Genomic DNA, 26,666 nt, shown 5'->3' on the forward strand with positions numbered 1-26,666 from the left:
TTTATACCATCTCCAAATGGTGTATGATTCAGAGTTGACGATGGCCGTCGTCAGCTCTGTTTTTATCCCCAAACTAGTAAATATGCACTATCCTGCCCTCCTTCCTGGATTTATTGTGATGAATTGCTTTGATACTTTCGAGGGTTGCCGTCCAGGACAGCTGCTTTGATATCGGCATGCTATACCGTTGTTGAGCAATCCGCTGGTCGTCAGTTTTAATATCTACATCATAGATATTTTTAACCGCCAGTGCCAACTCTGCAAAACTGCTTTGCTTAAGGTAAACTCTTCCCTCAATCCAGCTATTACGTGTCGTTAGATCAAAAGTCTCCTGATTGCTATTGTGGTTATTTTTGGTATACCGAATCTGTTCCCCACGGGTCAGCACACCCAGTGGATTATTATTGGCGGTGACCTGCACTTTACCTGTAAATACAGACACCGATATATCATCCAATTCCGCATAGTTTTTCACGGTAAATGAGGTACCCAATACTCTTGTCTGTATTTGTTGGGCATTCACAATAAAAGCTTTCGTAGAATCTTTCTTGACCTCAAAAAATGCCTCTCCAGCCATAAGCTCGACAACCCGGTCCCGCCTATCGTAAGAGACGGTATCCAATTTAATTTTGGAATATGCGTTCATTACAACGGTTGATCCGTCGGCCAAAAGTACCCGTTTACGTTGCGAGGCCCCTGTTTCAAAAATCCGGTAACCCGGTTTTAAATTCGATTCTCTTCGGGAGAAATTCAGATCATGCTGTTTTTTCCAAAATAAAATACCAAAGCACAACAGCAGGCTTGCGGCAACTGCTCCGCTCCAATAGCTTATTTTCCGAACCGTTGATTTTTTAGGAGCAGTACTTCCGATCCGTTGCTCTATGCTATTCCACAACTGAACCTCATCTAGCTTCCCTGCAGGAAGTTCTTCCTGATCAAGTGTATCATACCAGCGATCAATCAGGGACTGCTCAGCCTTGTTGGCTTTGTTCTGCTGATATCTATAGATTAAGGATTCAAAAATTCTTCTTTTCACTTTTTTGCCTGCTGTTTATATACAAGTCTTCAAAAAAGCTGGAAAGTACTTCAATAAATAGTTAACGTTTTATAAAAGAATTGTTAAATTGATTTTTTAATGCTGCAATGACCACCAGACGGCTGCCATTTACCTGGAGAGCTCTTCCAGAACAAAAATAAGCAGGAGGGTAAAACTGCCATCTTGAACATTTTGATAGCCGATTATTGCTTTCTTCAGTCTTTTGGATGCTTCGGTAAGGTTATTTTTTACAGTTTGTTCAGAGAGTCCCATCCGCAGTGCTATCTCACGAATTGATAGATGCTCCCACTTCAACAAGAGTACCTGCCGCATATTATGCGGCATAATTTCTAATTCATCTTCCAGCATCTTTTCTAGCATGAGGTAAGTTTCAAGTTCTTCCGGATGATGCTGTACGTAATCGAAAATATGTTTACTCCAATGATCCAAGAGTTTATCCTTTGCCTTATTGGAATTGAAAAAATCTATAATTTTATATTTGAGCATTCCCTTGAGATAGGCAGGAAGATTCATTTGGATATCGATCGTATGACGTTTTTCCCAAAACTGAACAAACAGTTCCTGAAGAATATCTTCTACATCCTGCGAATCAAGAATACGCCGGGCGGCATGTTGATAAAGATCTTTCCAACAATACTGATATAACTCAGCATAAGCATTCGTATCATTCCGCTCTTTAATAGCCCTTAGCCATTGCTGATATATAATTGGTATCTGATCCATACTAATACCAAAAATAAGGTTGAGATATTAAGTTTTTATTAATAAATGAATAAAGAAAGTACAAAAAAGCAAAATAGTTTACAATCAAAATAATACTTTTCAGTCGGTCACTAGCTATATACCGCGAATAAATTTTTTATCCCCCTTAATTTGCAATCTTCAATCTCATTAAAAATCAATTATTTAAATTCTTTGATTATTCAAATATTATTTTTACCTTTGCAACGCCTTAGGCAATAGTGCCTATTGTATATAATATTTCATGAACCCATTTTTAGAACTGGGAATCCGTGAGGAAGTTGTTAATGCCATCTCAGAATTAGGTTTCGAAAAACCTTCTGAAATTCAGGAAAAAGCCATTCCTGTTTTATTGACTGGTAACGACGATTTTGTCGGATTAGCCCAAACTGGCACAGGAAAGACCGCGGCATTTGGTCTTCCATTATTAGAGCAATTAGACTTTTCTCAAAAACACCCACAGGCATTAATCCTTTGCCCTACTCGGGAATTATGTTTACAAATCTCAAAAGATTTAGAAAAATTTGCTAAATACGTTGACAACGTACATGTTGTTGCTGTATATGGAGGTGCAAATATCTCAGACCAGCTACGTCAAATTAGACGTGGAGTGCAAATTGTAGTTGCGACCCCAGGTCGTATGTTGGATATCATTGGCAGAAATGCAATTGATTTCTCAAATGTTAAATATGTTGTATTAGATGAAGCGGATGAGATGCTCAATATGGGCTTCAAAGAAGACATCAACAACATTTTGTCAGAAACTCCTGACGAGAAAAAAACTTGGTTATTTTCGGCGACAATGCCTTCTGAGGTACGTCGTATCGCAAAGAATTATATGACCGATCCTGTTGAGCTTACTGTAGGTACAAAAAACACCGGTAATGCCAACATCGAACACCACTATTATTTGATCAAAGCAAAAGATAAATATGCTGCGTTCAAACGTATTGTGGATTCAAACCCTGATATCTTTGGTATTGTATTTTGTCGTACAAAAATCGAAACACAGGATATCGCTGAAGCGTTGATCAAAGATGGTTACAATGCAGACTCGCTGCACGGTGACTTGTCTCAACAACAACGTGATAAAGTAATGAAACGTTACCGTGACCGTAGTTTACAATTATTGATCGCAACAGACGTAGCCGCTCGTGGTATTGATGTAAGTGATGTAACTCACGTTATCAACTTCTCTTTACCTGATGAAACAGAAAACTATACGCACCGTTCAGGTCGTACTGCCCGTGCAGGTAAAACTGGTATTTCTCTTTCTTTGGTAAACGTAAAAGAACTCAGCAAAATCCGTCATCTTGAAAAGATCATCGGTAAGCCTTTTGAGAAAAAACAAGTTCCTCAAGGTGCTGAAGTATGCGAAAAACAGTTGTTCTCAATCGTTAAAAAGATTGAAAACGTTGAAGTAAATGATGAGCAAATCAGTCCATTCTTGCCAGCAATTATGGAAAATCTGGAATCTCTTTCAAAAGAAGATATCATCAAAAGATTTGCATCCCTTGAATTCAACCGTTTCTTAGATTATTATAAAAACGCTCCAGATTTAAATATCGAAGCCCGTGAAGGTTCTCGTGAAGATCGTGGCGATAGACGTGATGGTCGTTCTCGTGAAGGTTCAAAAGGTTATACCCGTTTGTTCATGAACTTAGGTTCAGTAGATGAATTCTCTCGTGGAGACATGTTAGGCTTTATCTGTAACAACGCGAATATCTCCGGAAAATCTATCGGTAAAATTGACTTAAAAGGTGTGTTTACATTCTTTGAAGTACAAGATGCTGAAGTTGAGAAAGTATTCCAAGGATTCCAAGGTGTAGATTACAACGGTCGTCAAGTACGTATCGAAGTATCTGGTGAAGCTAGAAGCGAAGGCCGTGGTGGTGATCGTGGAAGAAGCCGTGGTGGTGATCGTGGCGGAAGACGCGAAGGCGGATACCGTGGTGGTGATCGCGGTGGAAGACGTGAAGGTGGATACGGAGGCGGTGACCGTGGCGGAAGACGTGAAGGCGGATTCAGCGGCGAAAAACGTGACCGTGGTAGTAGCAATGGCGGAGGTTTCCGTGATTTCTCAGGTAAACGTAAAGAATCTAAAAGCAAATACTAGATTTAGTATTTAGATAAGCGTATAAAGACTCTGATTTGGAAAGCCCCGGCTTTGCAGATCAGAGTCTTTTTCTTTTATAGTAGTTCATACATCCAAACCCCAAATACCCTCCACCTTATCGCTATCTTAATGTGCCTTATTCCATTGTTCACATGCCTTAATCTCCGCAAAAAAACGTAAATTAGCTTAATTACACGAACTGGATTTTCACAATGCCAACAGCAACAAGATTATTTGATTTAGCCTATTTGCAACAAGAAACTGCACCTGGCTTTCCTATGTTTTCCTACAAAGCCGGAGCGAATTGGGTAGCAGTAAGTAATACAGAATTTATTGAACGTGTCAATCAGGTATCCAAAGGTCTGATTGCGCTCGGTGTCCAAGTAGGTGAAAAAGTTGCTTTAATCAGTGAAAACCGCATCGAATGGAATATTCTTGATTTTGCAATCCAACAGATCGGTGCTGTCGTCGTCGCGATTTATCCAAATATCTCTGAATCAGATTACAGCTATATATTCAATCATGCTGAGATTAAAAACTGTATCGTAAGCTCAAAAAAGCTATATACGAAGATCACTTCGATCAGAGACTCATGTCCGCTCCTTGAACATATTTTTAGTTTAGACAAAGAAGAGGATATACCGCATTGGCAGAGTTTCGTTACTAATGGTACTTCCATCACTGATGAGCAGCTTGAGACACTTCGAAATGCCGTCGGTACCGAGAGCCTCGCTTCTATCATTTATACATCAGGTACAACCGGAAATCCGAAGGGAGTTATGCTGGCTCACCGCAATCTATTGGCCGATACCATGAGTAGTGAGTACTCCTTCCCTGTCGGACGCGGAGACCGAGCACTTTCCTTTCTGCCCGTTTGCCATGCCTACGAACGTGTCTTCCAATATGTCTATATGTATAAGGGCTTAACAATCTTCTTTGCCCAGTCGATGGATACCATTGGCGAAGATTTCAAATCAGTCCGACCACATATCTTTTCAGCTGTGCCCCGTGTACTTGAAAAAGTATATGAGAAAATTATTGCAACCGGTGAAAAGCTGACTGGATTCAAACGCAAGATATTCTTTTGGTCTCTTCGTGTTGTTGAGCAATACACATTAGAGAACCGCTCTTGGTGGTATGCTATCAAATTAAGTATCGCAAGAAAACTCGTCTTTTCAAAATGGCGGGAGGCCTTGGGTGGGGACATCAAAGGGGTTGCATCGGGCAGTGCTGCTTTACAAGAAAGATTAATCCGTTTGTATATGGCTGCCGGAATCCCTATTTATGAAGGTTACGGTCTAACCGAAGCAGGCCCCTGTATTGCTGTAAACTGCTTTAAAAGAGGGATGAAAATCGGTACAGTAGGTCTACCATTGATTAATATTGAAATCAAACTTGCCGAAGATGGGGAGATCCTCACCAAAGGCGAAAACAATATGCTTGGCTATTATAAAAATGAAGAAGCCACTGCTGAGGTACTCAAAGATGGCTGGCTATATACTGGAGATATCGGTCAATGGGTTGACGGCAAGTTTCTGAAAATAGTAGACCGCAAGAAAGAGATGTTCAAGACTTCTGGCGGCAAATATATTGTTCCCCAACAGCTTGAGTCCAAGATCGTAGAATCTTCCTTTATTGAACAGGTCATGGTGATCGGCGAATCGCGAAAATTTCCCGCAGCTTTAATTGTTCCAAACTATGTCAATCTTTTGGAATGGAGCAAGAACTCCGCTCTTTCATTGGCAACATTGTCAAAAATAGAATTCCTGAACCATCCTGAAGTTAAACAGCAGATTGAGTCCGAACTCAATCGCATCAATCAAAATTTTGGTAACTGGGAACAGATCAAGAAATTTGCAATTATTCCAAACGAAATGACAATAGAGACGGGTGAATTAACCCCCACCTTAAAGATGAAGCGAAAAATCATTCTTCAGAAGTACGAAAAAGAGGTTGAAGCGATTTACAATACTTAGTTAAATAAATAAACAAATCTATTTATCAGGGACAAACAATAAAGCATGTAAGATGTCGGGATCTGGATCAGACTTTCGTCTGCAGATTGAAATAAGGATCAGCAAGAGCGGTATAAAATTGAACCAAAACCCTTTTGCTTCAATATTAAAGTAAAAATCAATAAGATCGATATTCAAAAAAATAGCCTTTGTCAGAGACAAAGGCTATTTTATATAGCAGAATTTTGTTCTTACGACTTCTTAGGCAGACGTTGACGAATTGCCTCATAAATAACAACGGCAGCCGATACAGACACATTAAGAGAGCCTATTTCGCCATACATTGGTATCTTGGCAAGATTATCCGCGATACGGATTAAATCATTCGATACACCGACATCCTCAGCGCCCATGATGACACAGGTAGGTGCTGTATAATCCACGTCATAGATACTCGACGTTGTTTTTTCTGTACTCACAACCAATTGCACTCCTGAATCTATCAGAAATTTACCCACTTTTGAAAGACTATCATGGCGGCAGACCGGAATTTTATACAATGCTCCAGCGGATGTTTTAATTGCATCCGGATTTATTTCAGCAGATCCTTTTTTCGGCACAATGATCGCATGCACACCTGAGCATTCAGCCGTACGTGCAATAGCCCCCATATTACGAACATCAGTTACACCATCTAACATCAAAAGTAAAGGAGTTTCACCTTTCTCATAGATCTGAGGTAGGAGATCTTCAATATTTTGATAGGTAATTGGCGATATAACCGCAATTACTCCTTGATGATTTTTCCGTGTGATACGGTTCAGTTTTTCAATAGGCACTTGCTGGAAAGCAATATCATGTTCTTTCAACAAGGATTTCAGTTCCAGAATCAAGCTACCACTTAATCCGCGTTGCACAAATAACGATTCAATTTCTTTACCACTATCGATCGCTTCGATGACGGCACGGATACCGAATACCATCTGATTTACTTCACGTCTTTCGCCGTGATCGCGATCACGTCTCTGAAAATTTCCTTGCATCATAAAACTAAATATTACCTTCCAAATAGAAGAGATTGCAAAGGTACAAAAATTAACAGGAATTAGAATGGTCGATTTAGCTTAAACCTAAGTTAAACTCCTTACGCAAAGTATCTAAAAGCGGATTTTTGGTTACCATAGCCTGATACTTTTCCTGCGAAGTGTACGGTTTGCGGGAAACCGTGAATTCCATCATCACACCTTGTAGATCTAGCGCAAAATTTTGCAGTTTTACCCGAAGATAATTCAACACATCCACTTTCGCGCTTTGCAGTACATCCATCTGTACGCCATTTTCGACATCAATCTCGATCAACGTACCGTTCAAACGAGGTTGCGTAGTCGTCATCATCGTATACAGGTTGATTTTATTTTCAGTCTTCAACTGCTCAGCATAGGCATTCCAAATGGTTATGAATTGATTAAAGCTTACCTCACGTTGTTCGGTACCTCTTATTAATTCAGGCTCATCACCTTCTTTGGCAACCGAGTTGTTGTCATAAATGGTGTTCAAATCCGGTAATGATGGAATAATCGCTGAGGCAGTTGCCCCCCATCCTCCTTTTTTTACTTTTGGTGGTACATTTGAAACGACATCATTTTTTACCTCGGGTTTAACAGCCGAAGTCTGAGGATTGGAAACTGTTGTTTGTGGGTTGGATACAGGCGTGGGAGTTGATACAACGGGTGCTGGAGTCGCATTTTGCACTGGATTTCCAGAAGGTGCTGCCGCAGAAGGACTTTCCTTTGCCTGCGAGACTACAGACTCAGGGAGTTTTTTTTTTACTCCTTCAGCTGCTGAAGGAACCTGTATAGAACCGAGCTGACTTAACTTAATGGCACTTGCGATATGGCACATTTTCAACAAAGCAAGTTCTACCTGTAAGCGTTGGTTTTTACTTGTTTTGTAATTTATTTCACATTGGTTTGAGATATTCAATGCGGACAATAAAAATCCCGAAGAAGCTTTCTGCGCTTGCTGTAAGTATTTTTGACGTATGCTATCGCTAACTTCCAATAATTTTAATGTCGCCGGCTCTCTAGCCACCAACAGATTCCGAAAATGGGCTGATAAACCAGCAATGAAATGACTTCCATCGAAACCATGATTCAAAATCTCGTTAAATGTCAAGAGCGTTTGTGCAGCATCTTCAGCCAAGATCGAATCCGTTAGCTTAAAATAATAATCGTAATCCAGAATATTCAGGTTGTCAATAACAGCCTGATAGGTTACATTTTTATTCGAGAAACTGACAATTTGATCAAACATAGACAATGCATCACGAAGACCACCGTCTGCCTTTTGCGCAATGATATGTAAACCATCTTGGTCATAAGCGATCGCTTCACGATCAGCTATTCTCGCCAGATGGCCTGCCATATCCTCCACCTTTATACGGTTGAAATCAAAAATCTGACAACGTGAAAGAATCGTTGGCAAAATCTTATGTTTTTCGGTTGTTGCAAGGATAAAAATCGCATAAGAAGGTGGTTCTTCCAATGTCTTCAAGAATGCATTGAAAGCGGCCTGTGAGAGCATGTGCACCTCATCGATGATATAAATCTTATATTTTCCTGCCTGAGGTGGTATACGGACCTGATCAATGAGGTTACGGATATCATCTACCGAGTTGTTGGATGCGGCATCGAGTTCGTGAATGCTAAAAGAATTACCGTTTTGGAAGGATTTACAGCTATCACATTCGCCACAAGGCTCAGTTCCAGGTAAGATCCGTTCACAATTTATTGTTTTGGCCAAAATACGGGCGCAAGTAGTTTTACCAACACCACGTGGCCCACAGAATAGAAATGCCTGCGCCAACTGATTGTTGTGAATTGCATTCTTTAGGGTACCCGTAATGTGTTGCTGACCTACAACCGAATCAAAGGTAATCGGGCGGTATTTACGTGCAGAAACAATAAAATTATCCATTGCACGAAGATACGAATTTTAATATTATTTTTCTACGTAATAGCAATCGGGAGGAAAAGGATTTTAGTATTTCAATCAAGGGTGATATACTCTCACGCTGTGTTTGCTAAACCTTGCAGGCACACAAATCAATAAGTTCCAATGGCTTCCTTTAAATGTAAACTGATAACATGGCGGGCCCAGTAGTAATCTTAAAAAAATAACAAAGAACTTAGTCAACAAACAGCTTACAACCAATGTAACTCACCCTTTGTAATCCAAAAAACATTTTTCTCAAATCCTTTGAAAAGGCACTTATAATTATTAAATTTATATTACACTAATGTTATCAAATTGTTAAGGATTGAATATCAAAGGATGCCATATTGCCTTTTTGACCATTTTATATTGGTTTACATGCAGTCTACAAATTGCTAGGGCGCAGCATCATGATTTCGATTTTTACGATGGAAAAGTTTCAATTAATGTATCACCATCTTTCAATATTCCATTCAATGATAGTTTAACGGGAGCTCGCGTACAGGAGTTCTACCAAACTGCCGATCAGGCAGAATACCATGATCTGGTAAATAGTTTACTCGAATACAAAGATAAACAACACCTCAACGATTGGGTATATTATCAGCTTGTACGTCGCACAGCACAACAAATTGCACCAAAAGCTGACAACTATGCAAGATACACGCTATATAAATGGTTTCTGATGTGCAAATCTGGATATGATGCGCGTTTGGCAGTAGGAAATAATCAGATTGTCTTTTTTATTCAAAACAATGAGGATATTTCTGATATTCCTTTTTTTGAAGTTGATGGTAAAAAATATACCTGTTTAAATTTTCATGATTATGGAAAACTATTTCAACGAGCAGACACCTATATCCCTGTAAATATTAAAGTGCCGGAAGCAACCAACGATTTCAGCTATAAAATCACAAAGCTGCCGGATTTTGTACCTGCAAACTACGTTGAAAAACAAATTGCATTCAATTATGGTCATAAAGCCTATCATTTTAATGTTAAATTGAACAATGATATCAGTGATCTTTTTAAAAACTATCCTGGAGTTGATTTCGAGACCTACTTCAATATTCCATTGAGTAAGGAAACCTATCAATCATTGGTTCCTGCTCTGAAAGAAAATCTAAAAGGGAAGAAAGAAAAAGAAGGCGTAGATTATTTAATGCGGTTTACACGCTATGCCTTTTTATATGAAAATGATGAAGAGAATTTTGGGACAGAAAAACGACTATCCCCAGAACAGACATTATTAAATAAATACAGCGACTGTGATGATCGTGCAGCACTATTCTTTTACTTGGTCAAAGAGATTTATAATCTCCCAATGATCACACTCTTGTACCCCACACATATCACCATGGCCGTTCAATTCGAACAGCCCATTGGTGACGCTATTTTATATAATGGAAAATATTATTCAGTATGTGAGCCTACTCCGCAAGCGCAAAGTTTGGCTATAGGTCAATTATCTGATGAACTTAAAAAACAATCTTACCAGATTGTGTACCATTATGAACCGAGGTAAAATATTTTGCGTGTATCTTAAACTACATCTCATAGTAATATTTTCGCCACCTTCATTATTTCCCATTCTGACCTAAGTCGAACTAAAAATGATTTTTGACGTAACTTGGAAAGTTAAATGTTATAAAGGATCCTTATTTCGTTTACTATAATTCAAGGTCAGAAATCCCCTTGTTCCATTATTACCCGCACATACTCCAAGGTCACCAACTTCTACTCGGTATGCTATCTCTCCCGAACAAAGTATAACCTATACAATCAGTAATGCCTGAACTAGTATTAATTTAAAATTAACACATCCTTAATACTTATCATATATTTCAACAAATAAAATATATTAAATTTATTAAACATATCATTATCATTTATTAAACTATTTTAAAATGAACACAAAAAGCCTATCAATTTTATTAATTACGTTTTTTTTCACCGTCTTCTACGGATGTAAGAAATCCCTTATCGAAAATCCTATGCCTGAGCTTAAAATTTCCAAAACCAAAGCTGCTGTTCCTTCATACGTTTTTGACTATGAAACTGCAGATTATATGCCTACTCCTCCCGGAAGGGATCGAATCCTCGTTCCTTGGGCTTCAGGTAGCAACCGGCTTTTCGATGATGATATTGCACTTGATTTCAAAAAAAGTGATGGTTGGAATTTAGTTTATAATACATTCAGTCCAACGGAATCTGTCTCTCCTCTTTTTTTCGCTCTTTACAACAAATATCGAGGTCTTTTGCGTTTTTATATTTATTTACCCCCAGGTAATCCAACCCCCTCAACATATCTTAGCGATGGATTAGAAGTTGCTGGGTCATTTAATTCATCTTTAATGAATTTCAGTAAGGATATTTGTAATATTGACAGTATCGTGAAGTCTATGACAAGAGTTCAAAATTATCGCTTACAATCTACAGGGGCATGGTATGCTTGCCAGTACGAGGTTGCATATGATCCATTGATAAATACTGCTAATTATGGGAATGCCCATTTTAAATGGAACATTTGGTCAACCAATATTTCAAATGTAGTTCTGAATGGTGAATCTAATGGTACATTGACAGGCACGATTGGAACCGAAAGTCCAGGAGGTTTTAATTTGGGTAATTTGCTTGGACAAGCTGTTCAGGGAGTAGCATATGCTACCGGTTTTAAAGCAATAAGTTTATTAAAAATTGGAACCCCAGGAATAAAGGAGTCAATGGAAAGTGGTGCTAAGAGTGGTCTCTCCGGAGCAGTTAAAGGATTTTTGAGCGCAATTCTTGGAGGAACACCATCCAGTCCACAAATGGTTAACTTAACATTGAAAACAAATATCAATCTCACAGGATCTTTATCGAATGTTTCTGGAATTGCAAGTCCAACCTTAATTATTCCGGGAAGTAAAATTGATAATTCGGCTTATGGTATTGCACCAGCGTTTAATGAAAAGCTCGGAGTATTTAATTTAAGAACTAAGCCAGAGATTATTGTAGAAGACTATTTTCAATTTACTTTTTCAGAATCTCAATTTATGTCTAATACCACTTTTAGAAATTTTGAAAATTATATGTGGTTAAAGCCCTATCTTGATTCCGATGAAAGCTATCTCGAAAATCCAGCCCGATTTGGCATGGGAGGCACCGCAAAGGTTGTCAATTCTTTTATGTTATTACACCCAGATGATTTATTTCAATTTAACTCTGATTTAGTCAATCAAGGAACAAAATTTAAAGTATTAAGATATGACATAATGATCCCTTATGAAGACACTGCTCCTTATAAATTGGCGCCAGAGCAACCCACTATTACAGAGCCAATATTAGATTTAAGAATGGTCTACTCTAATCCACCAGCTACTGAAAGTCAAGATTATAAAGGTCTTGAAAAAATAGGAAATCAAAAATATATAGTATTTGGTCAATTTCATCCCAATATGTTTCCTTCCGTCATAAGTTATATAAAACTTTATCCAGGGAAATATGTAAATAACATTCGCCGAAAGGAAGTTTTCATGAGATATACAGTCTTGGTTACCCCCCCAAATGGCGGAAAACCCGTAACTATTGTTAAGTCCTTTAAGGTCAATGTCAAAAGACGATTGCTCCCCGGCTTAGAAATAGGAGACTATACTCCAGACATACGATAAACTGTTCTTGGGTGATTCCTAATAAGATTAAGAATCACCCATTTCTTAATTTATACAAAATTCTGTTCTTTCTATAAAATCTTCTCTTTTATATAATTACCACGATATCATTTTTACAGCTGACCTCCTCCTAATTTCAGAAAAAAGAGCACCATTTATATTTCTATTATGCATGTTGGTTAAAACATAACAATCGAACTCACTATGAAAGCACTGTGAGTTCGATTGTTATGATGGAAATAACTTAAATTTTGCATCTTCATCATTCGATATTGGGACAAAAAAAAGCTATCCTAGACATGCTCCAAGAGTGGAGTGGACATTATTAAATAAATATAGCGACTGCGATGATCGTGCAGCACTATTTTTTTCACTTGATCAAAGGGATTTATAATCTCCCAATGATTACTCTTCTGTATCCCACACATCGCCATGCCCATTTAATTCGAACAGCCAATTGGAGACGCAATTTTATATAATGGAAAATACTATTCAGTATGTGATGCTACTCCGCAAGCGCAAAGTTTGGCCTATAGGTCAATTATCTGATGAACTTAAAAAACAATCTTACCAGATTGTTTACCATTATGAACCGAGGTAAAATACTGTTCCGAAAGCTACAAACAGTTTAATTTGTAGCGAAAACCAACTTTACACTAAGCTGTTCTATTTTTATTTAAAACTACTAAGCGCTCTAAATCATTAAAGTTTGTCAATAAAGTCCAATAAATCTGCATATTTACCATCAGTACGATGTGCGGCAATGGTTACTGTATTTTCTCTACCATCGAGCTTTATTTTAATTACATAGTCCGTTCCGTCCGCACAGCGCGCGCATTCCTCAATTTTAACATCCATTAATTTATAGGTATCAATATAGCTGGACAACCGTTTGAATGTGGCATCACTTGTTTTATAGGCTTTATCTTTTTTAGTCTCTGGTAAACTGCCTTTAGGATATTTAATTTCTGTTTTATTTTGATCGATGCTAATGTTCATCTCATCCCCCCAACCAGAAACCGCTTTAATTTCTATTTGGAGTCCAGAGATTTCAGGTTCGGAATCAATTTTATTATCAGATTTCTTGCACCCTAAAAACAATAAGATACTTAACACAAATAAATAGATCGTTTTTTTCATAATTTAGAGTTTATGTTATTTGACTATATAACGAAATATTCGAGTAAAATGCGACAAAAAAATCCTGCTGATGGCAGGATTTTTTTCTATTTTATTAAACTATACTTATTTTAATATTTATTGTTTTTAGGATCCCAACTAGCCCATCCTTTTGTCCAGTCTGTTGTACCCATTGCGCCAATAAAAGTTTCTTTGGTTAAGCTAGCCAAATCTCCTTCATATTTAGCTTTACCCAATGCTGGTGAATCAGCTTTCAATAAAAGATTTGGAGCAGAAATACTTGTACTAGTAAATCCGGCGCCATCAACAGAAGTTGTAGCAAAATCACCAAATCCGTTCAAATAGCCTGTCAAATCAGCCACAGATGCAAAAGATGTAACATCTTTCAATCCATAATTGGCAGTATTACCAAATACCATGTTATTTGAAAGAATAGAGCGACCAGCTTTTAATTCTGCTGCAGGGAAATCGGAATTAAATTCTACTGCATTTCCTTTTGCACCAACAATAATTGAATTTGCTAACACCATACGACTATTCAAACCAAAATGGATGCCCGCACCATGTTGAGCTGCTGATTCCTTACCTGGACCAATGAACGTAAAGTTTGATAAAATCGGTCTAGTATATTGATTATTCAATACATTTCCTTTATTTTCCAACTCTATTCCACGAGAAGTTCCCGCTGCATCAGCAATATTCGGATCCTTGATTGATATTCCGTACTGAATTTTACCATTATAACCTTGATCAAAATCGAAATCATCATCAACACCTCTGTAAGCAATCAGATGAGTAGCGTTTACTGAACCGCCAAAAAACTCGAAAGAATCGTCTCCTCCATAGGATACCTGAATATGATTTATTTTTGTACCAGATCCTACTGCACAAAGCGTTAAACCGTTAATTTCTTTATCTTTCTCAATTGCAATTCCAGCAAATTCGATACGGGCATAAGTTAATTCACCAGAATTATCATCTAAAACTGGAGTTGTTCCGCCACCATAATTAGCAACTGTCGCACCTAAAGCACCACCTTCATATTGTGCAGTACCGCTGGCTGTATTTACAATAGATTTACCACAAATAATAACACCAGACCAATCACCGGTATTTCTATTTCCGTCAGTCTGATCTGAAGTAAATACAATCGGTTTTTCTGCAGTACCGTTTGCTTTTAATTTACCACCACGTTCAACTATCAATGCTGCTCTTGATGACTTCTCTCCTTTTATAATTGTTCCGGCAGGGATTTCCAAAGTTGCCCCATCCATAACTTGGACATACCCACTCAAAAGATAAGTTTTGTTTGCGCTTAAGACTTTATTTGAAGTAATTTGGCCCTTTATAACTTCAACTTCCTTATTTCCTGGCTCTGGGGTTACTGGGTTAGGATTATCAGATTTACTACAGCTTACAATGCTCATTGATGTCGCTACTAGAGCTAAAGCAAACCATTTTGAACTCTTATTTAATTTCATAATCTAATTTTTTTTAAAGGTACAGATCGAATGTAACCTTAATGTTAACTAATACTTATTTAATCTTTAAAACTTATAACCAAAAGATAGAGAGATATTTCTACCATACTTTATTGAATTGATCAATTGATCTCCATTAACATTGTATTTACCGTTTTTGTCTACATCTTGGTAAAAGATAGACTTTGAATCCAAGATATTGCCCAAATTAAGTTTCAGCTCCGCTTTGTTAGCAATTAATTTTTTAGATAATTGAAAATCCAGTAAGCTTCTAGGTGCCTCATAAATCGTATGATACTCATCAATAAAGGCCGAATTTACATAATTACCAAAACCAACAATATCTATACGTCTTCCTATTCTATTAAAGTAAATACTTGATTCCCAACCATTAGCACCACTATACTGCATACCCAAATTAACTAGGTAAGGAGATTGTCCGTAAAGTGGTCGTTTATTTTCCAACAGAGGTTGGGAGCCTTTGAAATCCACTTCGGACTTAATGACTGAAGCATTTGCACTGAACACCAATTTTTTCAAAAATTCAGAATCATCATTAAAAATTGATAAGTCATGACGAATTTCAACTTCTGCTCCGGCAATGTAGGCTTTAGGAGCATTAATAAATGACATAGATTTACTCACCGCCGTAGATCCTGATAGGAAGTTTGATTCTATTGGATTTTTCAAGTCTTTATAAAACGCCGAAACAGATATCAATTTTCCTAGACTTGGATAGAATTCATAGCGAACATCGATATTCGAAATTTTGCTTCTTTTCAGATTAGGATTACCAATTTTCATATTATTGGTAATAAAATCATAGAAACTAAAAGCTGCTAACTCTCTAAATTGGGCTCTCGCTACAGTATTAGAATAACTGAACCTTAAATTAGTTTTTGGAGTCAATTCATATGTTAGATTCAAGGATGGTAAGAAATCTGTATAATTGTTATTTACATTATTATTTACGTCAGAAGAAGTTGATCCAGTATTTAATTTTTCAATATAATTCTCAACCCTTACCCCAACAGTCGCCTTTAATTTCTCTGCAACATTTCCAGATATCATAATATATCCAGCATTCAAATCTCCCGTACCCTCATAACTATTTGTTGCATTAGTAATATCATCTAAATACAATTTATTTGCAGCAATATTATTATAATCAAAAAGCTGTTCTTGAGGTAACTCGAGTAAAGCCTTATTCTCATTAAAATCTGATGTACGATTCACATAACCTAATACTCTTGCATCTACATTACGCTTTTTATACTGCTTTAGGGCTCCAATCTTTAGCGATTGCTCCAAATTGAATAATTTTAAGCCATATGACCAGTTCAAGCCTGCACTGTAAATATTTTCCTTCAGATTACTGTAAAATTTACCAGCTTGTTCTGGTGATGCTGAGCCATTAGGAATAGCTGCTTGATATGGAACACTAGGATCTGTCTCGTCTACAGATTTATTATAACTCAAACGTCTTAAATCAGGTTCATTATCCCAAATCCCACTGTAAGATAAATTCCAGGTTAATTTGGATTGTTTGTTTCCGTCTAACAAATATTCTCCATCTATGACAGAATTTAGCATTCTCTTTTCAAATACCTCCATCAAAGTAGTTCTACGCAAACTTTCGTTAACAAGTTCGCCTTCTCGAAGAATAAGGTTTTGTTCTAAACTTTGATTGAAAATATTTTTTAAAGATATTTTAAAATTATCTTTTATATATGATAGGTTAGCAAGAGCGCCTACTGAAGAATTAAAGCGGTAATATTTATCATTGTATTTGAAGTAATAATTGTTGTAGCCTAGATCAGTACCATTAAAATCATTTCGAACCTCATTGGAAATATTTTCTGAATTTCGATAAGTTAATGAAGTAATTAATCCTAATTTCCCATCATTATTCAACATGAATGAATTTCCATAAATAAACTGAAGATTTTGATAAGGTAAAGATTTACCTAGATTCTCATATCCCCATGTATTTTTGAAGCCTTTTGTGTAATCGGCCTTCTCACTGGCGGGCAAATTGGTATACAATTCCCTGCTTTTTGGAAAGTTTGAAGGTAAATTATTATCTGGGTTTTTAAAACCAAAATAATTACCTACTGTCCGTTTGCTACCATAAAAATCCTTAAACGTTGTTTGTGTGTTTCCTCCTAAGCCAACACTGATTTCAATTGTCTTTTTATCTGGAAAATCTTTGGTTTTAATATTAGCGGCCCCACCTGTAAGATCACCTGGTAAGTCTGGTGTAGCAGTCTTACTAATAACAATATTGTCTATCAAAGATGAAGGAATAATATCAAAAGAAAATGCTTTGCGATCAGGCTCTGTACTAGGCAGTGGACTATTATTTAGCAATGCTGAATTATAACGATCACTTAGCCCGCGGATAATAATAAATTTATTATCCTGAACACTTGCACCACTAACACGCTTTAATACTTCACCCGTATTTTTATCTGGTGTTTTCTTAATTACTTCAGCTGAAATACCATCTGAAATTGAAATACTATTCTTCTGTTGTGCATACAATGCACCTATTGATTCTTTTTTAAATGTACCTGTAATCACTACCTGATCCAATACTTTTCCCTCGGAATTGTCAAGAACCACATCTAAATTCGTTACATCCTTATCTTTAATCTCTACATCGGTGATTTGCTTTGTTGCAAAACCCAAATAGCTAAATTCCAATGTGTACTTTCCTGCTGGTACTGCAGGAATATTATAATTACCTGTTACATCCGAACTTCCTACACGTGCTGTGCCAAGAACCTTTACCGTCACCCCCGCGATGGTCTCTCCTGTTTTGACATTTGTAACTTTACCTGCAACCTTCCCACTCCCTTGTGCATAAACTGTTGTTGACGCAGCTACGACGAACGTAATGGCAGCAGCGATTCTTTTAAGTTGTAATTGTGGTTCCAATTTATTTTGTTTTTTGTTTCTGCAAAGCTATTGGCAGAATATTATATTAACATTAACAACGAATTACCATTACGTAAACCACTTGTTAATTTAATGTTACCCTGGAAATTATAACTTAAAATTTTAGATAAAATCCCCCCTGAAGTAGTATTTGAGTGATTATTCCATTATTTCGATGAGATGATATTAATGAAGTGTAATAAAATTATTAAGTCGAAAAGTTATTAACATATAAAGTTCAGTTTTAGGTTTTAGTACATTTACTTAAACATATCATTGTAATTCGATAAGAATAGATGTTCGTTCATATTATTGTTTAGAAGCAAGAATGATCTTATTATTGCAATAATATTGCATATGCAAAGCAATTTCTCTAAGTTTGAATATATTTTCAATTTTTGAGCATATGAGCAATCCGATCGTATCTACTGAGCAGCTAACATTCCGATATACCAATGCAAAAAGCATCGAATTTCCTGACATCCATATCGAGAAAGGACAACATACACTACTACTAGGAGATTCAGGTACAGGTAAAACAACCTTACTGAATATGTTAGGTGGCTTATCCCGACCTGATACCGGTCATGTTAAAATTAATGGTCAGGATCTTTCGCTATTATCAAATAGCAAACTAGATAAGTTCAGATCGCAATATATTGGGTTTATCTTCCAAGAAGCTCACCTTCTCAAAAATTTAACTCTGCTAGAAAACATCAAATTGGCACAGTCGCTGGCTGGTAAAAAAGTCGATGTAGATGAGATTCATCAGGTATTGAAACAATTGCAGTTGGACCACAAAACCGCGGCCTATCCAAATGAACTGAGCCGTGGTCAATTACAACGTGCCGCGATTGCACGTAGTGTCATTAATAAACCGGCCCTACTCATTGCGGATGAACCCACAGCAGCTTTAGATGATAATAATACAAATCGTGTACTAGAACTTCTTTTGGGCATTGTAGATACCGCTGGCTCAACGTTGTTGATCACAACACACGATAAACGGATCAAGGATCAGTTTTCAAAAATGTATCTCTTAAAATAATTGCTTACAGCCCATATCTCTCACCCTTTTTTATTCAACATTTGCTATGAACACGATACAGTTGGTTTGGAAAAATTTAAGTAGACAGTTTGGTTCTGTCTTTTTGAGTATCTTACTGACAGCTTTTGGAATCTCCATACTGGCAGTGCTCTCCATCACAGGTGAAACATTTGAAAAGCAACTCGACAACAACAGTAAGAACATTGACCTTGTCATCGGAGCCAAAGGTAGTCCACTTCAATTGATCTTATCCAGCGTATATCATATCGACAATCCAACAGGAAATATCCCCTTAGATGAACTCGAACCATTACGCCAGAATCCTCTTGTCCAATTGGCGGTTCCGCTATCCCTGGGCGATAATTTTAAAGGACACCGTATTGTGGGGACAGATTCTTCCTTTCTGACTATTTACGATACTAAAATAAACGAAGGGCGCATTTGGCAAAAAAACTTTGAAGTTGTTATTGGTGAGCAGGTCGCAAAAAAACACCACTTTAAACTAGGCGACCAAATCAACAGCTCACATGGACTGAGTAAAGATGGTCATAGCCATGACGAACACCCTTTTACGATCGTCGGTATTCTAAAGCAAAATAACAACGTAACGGACAACCTCATATTGACCAACCTTGAGAGCGTTTGGGATGTGCATGGTATTGCACATGCACACAACGACCAGGAAACTCCGGCACAGAAAGAACAACGTGAACGCGAAGAAGATAGGCAAGAGACTGTCAAAGCACACCAACATCACCACGGCGAAGACCTCCCGGAAAATTCTTCAGTTCAGACGACAACCGAAGAAAAAAAGCATCACGATCACGCAGATCACGACCATGATCATGAAGAGGAAGGTGTATTTGTCAAATCTATTGGAGCCGATATGGTTAAACAAAACGGACTGGAAATAACGGCTATCTTAGTAAAATATCAGTCACCTGCCGCTATTGGTATACTGCCCAAAATGATCGATCAACAAACAGATATGCAGGCCGCTTCTCCAGCAATGGAAAGTACACGTCTGTTTTCACTCCTAGGTGTAGGAATAGACTCATTAGCCATCCTTGCCTATGTCATTATGTTCATTGCGGGGCTGAGCGTGTTTATCAATCTCTATAATGCACTGAAACAACGTAAATATGATCTTGCTATTATGCGTACACTCGGTGCCTCTAAGGGCAAATTATTCAACATTGTCCTGCTCGAGGGTTTGACCATAACAATTGTCGGTGGACTGATAGGTTTGCTATTGGCACATTTGGCATTATATTATATCAGCAACCAAACAAGCCAGAGTGCAGATTTTATCGAAGCTTTTAAGTTACATCCAAAAGAATTGGTATTTTTGTTAGTAGCTTGTCTCATTGGCATTCTAGCCGCTTTAATTCCAGCAATCAAGGCTTATAAGACAAGTATATCAGGAACTTTGTCGAACAAATAGGTTAAAAATAGAATAAATGGATAATTGGGGTAAAAGCGTACGAATATCATATACGAGGTAAATCTTAAATTTCCGTCACCAACATCTCAATGCTCAATACGATATACTCAATACTAAAACAGATGAAACAAATTATTACAGCATTCGCATTTATATGCTTCTTTATACAAGCACAGGCACAGATTGGTAATAATCCCGATGTACCCGATCACACCCCCATGATGAACAAAACATGGGATGCTATTGATAAAATGGCTTACAAAGTAACTTATAATGGGGCGAAAAAGGTCTATACTCCTTTTTATCCAAAAGAGCTCAAAGCGCTTGAAAACAAAGTGGTCGAATTACCGGGCTATATGGTACCACTACATAGTGGACGTAATCACAAGAACTTTATGATGTCTGTCCTACCTGTTATGCAGTGTCAGTTTTGTGGTTCCAACGGAATCCCGCCCATGGTAGAAGTAACCTTAAAGGGTGGGGCAATTAAATTCTCTGAAGATCCTATCAAACTAAAAGGAAAGATGGTTTTTACAAAGGATCCTCTTAAAGGAAACTCCGAAATCCAGATCATAGATGCTGAGCTTGCAAAATAAATAGAAACAGCATATCATCAATGCTGAATCTTGTCTATCCGAAATAGATTAGGTTCACATTGATCTTTTATCGTACAGATTTATCTATTGATTAGTGAGGTCTCAAGACAAGCTGCCAAAGCTGCTGTCTCCGTACGTAAACGTGCATCCCCAAGGGATATCGGTTGAAAGCCCGCCGCTAAAGCCAAATCAATTTCCTCTGCTGAAAAATCACCTTCTGGGCCGATCAAAATAATATAATGCTGTCCTGCTTCAACTATTTGGTTTAAATATTTCTTATCGGAATCAACACAGTGTGCAATCGCTTTTTGGGTACCGTCCTTCGGAATATCCTTTATAAACTGTTTAAACGATACAGCTGGATTCAATTGAGGTAAATACGCTTTTAAAGATTGCTTCATGGCTGATACAATGACTTTATTCAAGCGGTCCAACTTTACTTCCTTGCGTTCTGAATGTTCACAGATAATAGGTGTAATCTCTTGAATCCCCACCTCGGTAGCTTTCTCCAAAAACCACTCAATACGATCGATATTCTTGGTCGGCCCAACAGCAATATGCAAATGATAGTTTGGCTGTTGGTAGTTCTCCTTGATACTTAAAATGCGAAGAACAGTACGTTTCGGATGTGGATCTATAATCTCAGCTTCGTACAGCCCGCCCCGACCGTCTATTAAATATAAGCGATCTCCCGTATTCATGCGAAGCACACGAATAGCATGCTTGCTTTCTTCCTCAGAGAGGATAAAGTTTTCTAAAGAAGGATTTAATTCCGGTGTAAAAAATAACTGCATGTACTGTTCATTGTGGCCTTATTCCGCTACATCATCGTCCGCAGACTCGACCAATTCCAGTTTGACAAATTCAATATTCTGTTGGGCTTTGCGGATAATTGTAAATACATAACCATATTCTTGCTTCCGCTCACCTACTTCAGGAATTTTATCAAAGATTTCACTGACCAATCCAGCCATGGTATCGTAATCCTGACTTGCTGGTAATTCGATCGGAAGAAACTCATTCACATCATGAATGCTAGCTCCCGCATCTACCATATACTCTGTTTCAGAGATACGTTCGACAACAGGTGTTTCCTCATCATACTCATCTTGGATCTCACCTACCAACTCCTCCACAATATCCTCCAAGGTAGCCATCCCTGCTGTACCTCCAAATTCATCGAGCACAATAGCCAATTGAAGGCGTCGTTGCTGAAACTCAGCCATCAAATCATTGATTTTTTTGGTTTCAGGAATAAAGTATGGTTTCCGCATGATATTTTTCATCACTACTTCTTTGCCTTTAGCCAAAAGCGGAAGGATATCCTTGGTATGCACAATACCAACAATCTGATCGATATTATCCTCGTAGATCGGAATACGTGAATACCCCTCCTCGGTCATCGTCTCAATCAATTCAGATGCATCTGCGGTCACCTCAACAGCGACAATCTTAGTCCTCGGTACCATAATATTCTTTACGATACGTTCGTTAAAATCAAAGACGTTTTTGATCAACTCATGCTCAGAAATATCCAATGCTCCGGATTCTTTTCCTTTATCTAAAAGGTATTGTAATTCCTCAGAAGAATGGGCAGATTCACCTTTTGTTACTTCAAATCCTAAAATTTTAAGCAGAAAATTAGCAAAACCGTTCAGGATCCAAATAAAGGGTCTAAAGATAAAATAGAAAAATTGCAATGGGACCGCAATCTTCATTGTTGTCGCAACGGGTTTTTGAATTGCAATTGACTTGGGAGCTAATTCACCAAAAACAATATGCAATACGGTAATGATCGCAAAGGCTAACACATGTCCGGCTTTCGTTGCTATGCTACCGGTCAATTCAACACCAAAGAAACCTAATGCGCCCTGCACAATCTGGGTCATTACAGCTTCTCCTACCCAACCTAAAGCCAGAGAAGAAAGTGTAATACCCAATTGTGTAGCGGCCAAATAACCATCCAAATGCTCCGTTATACTTTTGGCAATTGTAGCAACTTTGCTACCTGTTTTCGCCTGAACTTCAATTTGGGAGACTCGGACTTTGACAATAGCAAACTCAGCTGCAACGAAAAAACCGTTGGCCAATACTAAAAACAATGTCACAAAAATATCGAGCGCCATGCTGGGGGTTATTTGTTAACAAATTCTGTTTTGTACAACTCAATAGCTTCTATCAAGATTCTTTGTGCTTCTTCACGTCCTTTCACCCCTTCAACGATAACGTGTTTCTTTTCTAAAGCTTTGTAGCTTTCAAAGAATTGTACAATTTCCTTCATTGTGTGTGGCGGCAATTGTTCAATGTCTTTAATGTAATTGAATACAGGATCATTTTTGGCAACAGCAATGATTTTATCATCTTGCTCGCCACCGTCAACCATATTCATTACACCAATAACTTGCGCTTCCACCAATGTTAAAGGTAAGATATCAACCGAGCAAATCACCAAAATATCCAAAGGATCTTTGTCATCGCAATAAGTCTGTGGAATAAAACCATAATTGGCAGGATAGACAACAGATGAACTCATTACTCTGTCCAAAAGCAACAAACCTGTTTCTTTGTCTAATTCGTACTTTCCTTTGGATCCGTTTGTAATCTCAATGATAGCGTTTACGGCATTTGGCACATTCTCACCTGGAGAAACCATGTGCCAAGGGTTTTGTTTACTCATTTTTTATTTTACTGTATATTTTGTTTGTTTCTTTTGTCTTTTATTCGCTTTTTAAGCAAAGTAATTGCAATAGGCAAAAATGCGACCACGATCATCCCAACGACAACATATTCAACATAATGGATAATCCATGGGAACTCCATCCCCAAGAAATAACCGGAAAGAGTCAATATCAAGACCCATATTAAAGCTCCACTGACGTTATATAAAACGAATTTTTTGAAATCTAATTTTACAACACCCGCAAAGATAGGAGCAAAAGTACGAACTATTGGGACAAATCTACCTATAATTAATGCTGTTCCTCCATATTTATGGTAAAATTCTTCCGCCATCACCACATATTTCCGCTTAAAGATGATGCTATCCTTTCGCTTAAATAACATGGGACCGGCTCGATAACCGAACCAATAACCTGTAAAATTACCCAGTATTCCTGCCCCCAACAAGCCCAAACAAAGCGTGTAAATACTCACGTCAATCTTATTGAGAGCACAAAACAATCCCGCTAAAAATAATAAATAATCGCCCGGTAGAAAAAAACCAAAAAACAGACCTGTTTCGGCAAATACGATTAAAATAACTAAATAAAACCCTCCCGAACTTAAAAGTTCTTCGGGATTCATTAGTTGTTGAAATGACAACAAAAGTTCATGCATAACTTTCAGTAAAAATCAATGTTGTTTTCTTCATTTTAGAATCCAAACCTACTTTTTTCCCTGTACAATTTTAAAACAACAAAGTACAAATATAGTATTCTTCTAAAAAACGAAAGTAAATCAAGTGTAATATAATCTTGTTATTGATTTTGTGCAGTTATGCTAATAATGGACTCACGTATAGTCTCAGCAATCTGATGAAGCTCGTCTTCACCTAGACTTAACTTAGGCCCAGCAAAATTTAGGTCACTTATTTTATTGATCGGAACAAGATGGATATGTGCATGCGCAACCTCCAATCCTACGACAGCCACACCAACCTTAACACATGGAATTACCTTTTTTATCCCTTGTGCAACAATTTTCGCAAATACCCAAAGCGCCATGTATTCATCATCTTCGATATCAAAAATGTAATCTGTTTCTTTCTTCGGGATGACCAGTACATGACCTTTTGCCAAAGGACTGATATCCAAGAAGGCTAGAAAATCATTACTTTCTGCAACTTTGTAAGCTGGAATCTCTCCAGCAACGATTTTTGAAAAAATTGTTGACATATTATTCTATATTGGAATAAATTCTTTTTGTAATAACGTATTGAGATATTAGTATTGGGTATTGAGACTTCGGGTTGTACCAGCCATCGGCTTGCATAAGGAAAGTCTAATGTCTAATATTTCCTATCTAAATACATTTTATAAAAACCACCATAAGTAACATACTTATGATGTTCACAACAAATATAAACAAAAAAGGTCGCGATTGCTAGAACCCGACCTTCTTAATATAAAGTTAATTTGTGGATGTGCGGTTATGGCGTACCGCACATAACCGACATATATTATCTTGAAATTTCTACAATTTCAAATTCGATCTTACCTGCAGGCACTTCAATCTCTGCAGTATCACCTTTCGATTTACCCAATAACCCTTGCGCTATTGGTGACTTAACAGAGATCTTACCTAATTTAAGATCTGCTTCAGACTCAGCAACCAATTGGTAAGTCATCACAGCTCCATTTTTTTTATTTTTGATCTTAACAATTGACAAAGCCAATACTTTCGATGTATCCAATTTGGATTCATCAATCAAGCGAGCTGTAGCCAATGTGTTTTCCAAATTGGCAATTTTAGCTTCATGAAGCCCCTGAGCTTCTTTAGCAGCATCATACTCCGCATTTTCAGACAAATCACCTTTGTCCCTAGCCTCTGCAATTGCATTGGCAATTTTAGATCTTCCTTCCGTCTTCAGATAAGCTAGTTCCTCTTTCAGCTTACGCAATCCTTCTTCCGTAAAATAAGTTACTTCTGCCATAATTTTATCTTTTTTCTTATTTTCTACATTTTAAAAAAGAAACAAGACCATATTACCCTCGTCGGGAAACATGGTCTCGCTTTCAATCTATACGAAGATAATAATTGTTTTCAACAAAACAAATTCTTATCTATCAAATATAATCAAATCTCCTCTTCGTCAACAAATTTATAACCCAACCCTCTCACCGTTTGTAGATAATGTGGTTTATCAGGGTTTGTTTCGATCTTTTTCCGCAGGCGCACAACGTGCATATCCAACGTACGGGTATTTACATTTGAACTATAGCCCCATACCACTTCCATCAATTCCTCACGTGTAATCTCCCGACCCAAATTTTGAAGAAAATGCAATAAAATTCTGTTTTCCAGAATAGTTAGTTCAACCTTTTTACCATCACGGATTAATGAATGGATATTCGGATGGTGCTCTGTCTGCCCAAACTTGTAGATCTCTGGACTATTTTTAGGAAGAAAAAACTTCACCTTATTATCTATCATAGCAATCAACACGTCCATATTGAACGGCTTACTAATATAGTCCGTCACACCAAAGCTATAAGCCTCAATCTTGTCCACATCCTGGGATTTAGCAGTCATCATAATAATGATATTCTCAAATCCTGCTTTACGGACATCTTCGCAGATCTCGTTACCTTCTTTTCCAGGGAGCATCCAATCTAACAGGACCACATCGGGCCTCTTTTCCAAGATTAAACTTTCTGCTTCATTCCCATTTCCGCTTTGGATGACTTGATAGCCTTCAGATTCTAATCGATGTTTTACCAAGAAACGTAAGTTCTCATCATCTTCAATAACAGCAACAGTGATGTCTTTATTCATATTTAAATTTA

The 26,666-nt window shown here is 37.5% G+C and carries 21 protein-coding genes; 7 read left to right on the forward strand and 14 right to left on the reverse strand.

What is annotated here, in order from left to right; all coding sequences use genetic code 11:
- Positions 1–73: 73 nt before the first annotated feature.
- Together ABFX33_RS00315 and ABFX33_RS00320 are read right to left on the reverse strand one after the other, a co-directional pair.
- Positions 74–1,036, reverse strand: a complete 963-nt coding sequence (locus ABFX33_RS00315) for a FecR family protein (protein WP_346083532.1) — start codon at positions 1,034–1,036, stop codon at positions 74–76.
- 129 nt (positions 1,037–1,165) lie between these two features.
- A complete protein-coding gene (locus ABFX33_RS00320) occupies positions 1,166–1,780 on the reverse strand; it encodes an RNA polymerase sigma factor (RefSeq protein WP_346083533.1) in 615 nt (204 codons plus the stop codon).
- Between the two features lie 262 nt (positions 1,781–2,042).
- On the opposite strand from ABFX33_RS00320, the gene ABFX33_RS00325 reads away from it, so the two are divergent.
- Entirely contained in the window at positions 2,043–3,914 is a 1,872-nt protein-coding gene (locus ABFX33_RS00325; RefSeq protein WP_120259928.1) for a DEAD/DEAH box helicase, read from the forward strand.
- A 212-nt stretch (positions 3,915–4,126) separates the two neighbouring features.
- Positions 4,127–5,890, forward strand: a complete 1,764-nt coding sequence (locus ABFX33_RS00330) for an AMP-dependent synthetase/ligase (protein ID WP_346083535.1) — start codon at positions 4,127–4,129, stop codon at positions 5,888–5,890.
- 230 nt (positions 5,891–6,120) lie between these two features.
- Here the strand turns inward: ABFX33_RS00330 and rlmB are convergent, their stop codons facing one another.
- Together rlmB and ABFX33_RS00340 are read right to left on the reverse strand one after the other, a co-directional pair.
- The gene (gene rlmB, locus ABFX33_RS00335; protein WP_376786623.1) at positions 6,121–6,915 is read right to left on the reverse strand and encodes a 23S rRNA (guanosine(2251)-2'-O)-methyltransferase RlmB; all 795 of its coding nucleotides are present in this window, start codon (positions 6,913–6,915) and stop codon (positions 6,121–6,123) included.
- Positions 6,916–6,988: 73 nt separating this feature from the next.
- Positions 6,989–8,845 (reverse strand): DNA polymerase III subunit gamma/tau, encoded by a 1,857-nt coding sequence (locus ABFX33_RS00340; protein ID WP_346083537.1) that lies wholly within the window; start codon positions 8,843–8,845, stop codon positions 6,989–6,991.
- A gap of 343 nt (positions 8,846–9,188) precedes the next feature.
- On the opposite strand from ABFX33_RS00340, the gene ABFX33_RS00345 reads away from it, so the two are divergent.
- Positions 9,189–10,388: a hypothetical protein gene (locus tag ABFX33_RS00345; protein ID WP_346083539.1), complete on the forward strand. Its 1,200-nt coding sequence runs from the start codon at positions 9,189–9,191 to the stop codon at positions 10,386–10,388.
- Positions 10,389–10,770: 382 nt separating this feature from the next.
- Positions 10,771–12,513, forward strand: coding sequence for a hypothetical protein (locus ABFX33_RS00350; protein ID WP_346083541.1), 1,743 nt, complete (start codon positions 10,771–10,773; stop codon positions 12,511–12,513).
- Between the two features lie 702 nt (positions 12,514–13,215).
- On the opposite strand, the gene ABFX33_RS00355 is transcribed toward ABFX33_RS00350, so the two are convergent.
- From ABFX33_RS00355 to ABFX33_RS00365, 3 genes are all read right to left on the reverse strand, one after another.
- Entirely contained in the window at positions 13,216–13,653 is a 438-nt protein-coding gene (locus tag ABFX33_RS00355) for a hypothetical protein (RefSeq protein ID WP_346083542.1), read from the reverse strand.
- A gap of 110 nt (positions 13,654–13,763) precedes the next feature.
- The gene (locus tag ABFX33_RS00360) at positions 13,764–15,134 is read right to left on the reverse strand and encodes a hypothetical protein (protein WP_346083544.1); all 1,371 of its coding nucleotides are present in this window, start codon (positions 15,132–15,134) and stop codon (positions 13,764–13,766) included.
- 66 nt (positions 15,135–15,200) lie between these two features.
- Complete coding sequence (locus tag ABFX33_RS00365) at positions 15,201–18,074, reverse strand: TonB-dependent receptor (RefSeq protein WP_346083546.1); 2,874 nt, start codon at positions 18,072–18,074, stop codon at positions 15,201–15,203.
- A 406-nt stretch (positions 18,075–18,480) separates the two neighbouring features.
- On the opposite strand from ABFX33_RS00365, the gene ABFX33_RS00370 reads away from it, so the two are divergent.
- The 3 genes from ABFX33_RS00370 to ABFX33_RS00380 all read left to right on the forward strand — a co-directional run bounded on the left by ABFX33_RS00370 (position 18,481) and on the right by ABFX33_RS00380 (position 21,162).
- A complete protein-coding gene (locus tag ABFX33_RS00370) occupies positions 18,481–19,122 on the forward strand; it encodes an ABC transporter ATP-binding protein (protein WP_346083548.1) in 642 nt (213 codons plus the stop codon).
- A gap of 46 nt (positions 19,123–19,168) precedes the next feature.
- Positions 19,169–20,566 (forward strand): ABC transporter permease, encoded by a 1,398-nt coding sequence (locus tag ABFX33_RS00375; protein ID WP_346083549.1) that lies wholly within the window; start codon positions 19,169–19,171, stop codon positions 20,564–20,566.
- A gap of 122 nt (positions 20,567–20,688) precedes the next feature.
- Positions 20,689–21,162 (forward strand): hypothetical protein, encoded by a 474-nt coding sequence (locus ABFX33_RS00380; RefSeq protein WP_346083551.1) that lies wholly within the window; start codon positions 20,689–20,691, stop codon positions 21,160–21,162.
- Positions 21,163–21,242: 80 nt separating this feature from the next.
- Here ABFX33_RS00380 and ABFX33_RS00385 read toward each other — a convergent pair whose 3' ends face one another.
- From ABFX33_RS00385 to ABFX33_RS00415, 7 genes are all read right to left on the reverse strand, one after another.
- Complete coding sequence (locus ABFX33_RS00385) at positions 21,243–21,956, reverse strand: 16S rRNA (uracil(1498)-N(3))-methyltransferase (RefSeq protein WP_257092223.1); 714 nt, start codon at positions 21,954–21,956, stop codon at positions 21,243–21,245.
- 18 nt (positions 21,957–21,974) lie between these two features.
- Complete coding sequence (locus tag ABFX33_RS00390) at positions 21,975–23,288, reverse strand: hemolysin family protein (protein WP_346083552.1); 1,314 nt, start codon at positions 23,286–23,288, stop codon at positions 21,975–21,977.
- Between the two features lie 8 nt (positions 23,289–23,296).
- Positions 23,297–23,839 carry an inorganic diphosphatase gene (locus tag ABFX33_RS00395; RefSeq protein WP_120259915.1) on the reverse strand — a complete coding sequence of 181 codons (543 nt, stop codon included), beginning with the start codon at positions 23,837–23,839 and terminating at the stop codon, positions 23,297–23,299.
- Positions 23,840–23,847: 8 nt separating this feature from the next.
- Positions 23,848–24,498, reverse strand: a complete 651-nt coding sequence (locus tag ABFX33_RS00400; RefSeq protein WP_346083554.1) for a DedA family protein — start codon at positions 24,496–24,498, stop codon at positions 23,848–23,850.
- A gap of 140 nt (positions 24,499–24,638) precedes the next feature.
- A complete protein-coding gene (locus ABFX33_RS00405) occupies positions 24,639–25,055 on the reverse strand; it encodes an HIT family protein (RefSeq protein WP_108635710.1) in 417 nt (138 codons plus the stop codon).
- 284 nt (positions 25,056–25,339) lie between these two features.
- Entirely contained in the window at positions 25,340–25,813 is a 474-nt protein-coding gene (greA, locus tag ABFX33_RS00410) for a transcription elongation factor GreA (protein ID WP_108635709.1), read from the reverse strand.
- 143 nt (positions 25,814–25,956) lie between these two features.
- Positions 25,957–26,655 (reverse strand): response regulator transcription factor, encoded by a 699-nt coding sequence (locus ABFX33_RS00415; RefSeq protein WP_077438378.1) that lies wholly within the window; start codon positions 26,653–26,655, stop codon positions 25,957–25,959.
- Positions 26,656–26,666 lie beyond the last annotated feature (11 nt).

Source organism: Sphingobacterium ginsenosidimutans (genome assembly GCF_039536865.1).
Lineage (GTDB): Bacteria > Bacteroidota > Bacteroidia > Sphingobacteriales > Sphingobacteriaceae > Sphingobacterium > Sphingobacterium detergens.